The following is a 1,379-nucleotide window of genomic DNA, read 5'->3' on the forward strand; positions in this document are numbered from 1 at the left end:
GAAGCAACTGGAAGTGGTTCCAAGAAAAGCCTCTAAGCTTCAGTTCAACAGTGACCGTACCGCAAACCGACACAGGTGGGCGAGATGAGTATTCTAAGGCGCTTGAGAGAACTCGGGAGAAGGAACTCGGCAAATTGGTACCGTAACTTCGGGATAAGGTACGCCCCTGTAGCTTGACTGGCCTGCGCCAGGAGGGTGAAGGGGTTGCAATAAACTGGTGGCTGCGACTGTTTAATAAAAACACAGCACTCTGCAAACACGAAAGTGGACGTATAGGGTGTGACGCCTGCCCGGTGCCGGAAGATTAAATGATGGGGTGCAAGCTCTTGATTGAAGTCCCGGTAAACGGCGGCCGTAACTATAACGGTCCTAAGGTAGCGAAATTCCTTGTCGGGTAAGTTCCGACCTGCACGAATGGCGTAACGATGGCCACACTGTCTCCTCCCGAGACTCAGCGAAGTTGAAGTGTTTGTGATGATGCAATCTCCCCGCGGCTAGACGGAAAGACCCCATGAACCTTTACTGCAGCTTTGCATTGGACTTTGAACCGGTTTGTGTAGGATAGGTGGGAGGCTATGAAGCGTGAACGCCAGTTTGCGTGGAGCCGTCCTTGAAATACCACCCTGATCTGTTTGAGGTTCTAACCTTGGTCCGTTATCCGGATCGGGGACAGTGCATGGCAGGCAGTTTGACTGGGGCGGTCTCCTCCCAAAGGGTAACGGAGGAGTACGAAGGTACGCTAGGTACGGTCGGAAATCGTGCTGATAGTGCAATGGCATAAGCGTGCTTGACTGCGAGACTGACAAGTCGAGCAGGTGCGAAAGCAGGTCATAGTGATCCGGTGGTTCTGTATGGAAGGGCCATCGCTCAACGGATAAAAGGTACTCTGGGGATAACAGGCTGATACCGCCCAAGAGTTCATATCGACGGCGGTGTTTGGCACCTCGATGTCGGCTCATCTCATCCTGGGGCTGTAGCCGGTCCCAAGGGTATGGCTGTTCGCCATTTAAAGAGGTACGTGAGCTGGGTTTAAAACGTCGTGAGACAGTTTGGTCCCTATCTGCCGTGGGCGCTGGAAGTTTGAGGGGGCCTGCTCCTAGTACGAGAGGACCGGAGTGGACGAACCTCTGGTGTACCGGTTGTCACGCCAGTGGCATCGCCGGGTAGCTATGTTCGGAAGAGATAACCGCTGAAAGCATCTAAGCGGGAAACTCGCCTCAAGATGAGACTTCCCCGGGGCTTCGAGCCCCTTGAAGGGTCGTTCGAGACCAGGACGTTGATAGGTCAGGTGTGGAAGCGCAGTAATGCGTTAAGCTAACTGATACTAATTGCCCGTAAGGCTTGATCCTATAACAGGTGTGTCTGTCTCCCGAGGGAGG

General features: G+C 53.7%; 1 rRNA gene. It reads left to right on the forward strand.

From position 1 onward, the window contains the following. Positions 1 to 1,349: ribosomal RNA gene (locus EYW47_RS40615) — 23S ribosomal RNA — on the forward strand; the annotation flags it as partial. Positions 1,350 to 1,379: the final 30 nt, after the last annotated feature.

The sequence above is a fragment of the Paraburkholderia silviterrae genome (genome assembly GCF_004353915.1).
Lineage (GTDB): Bacteria > Pseudomonadota > Gammaproteobacteria > Burkholderiales > Burkholderiaceae > Paraburkholderia > Paraburkholderia silviterrae.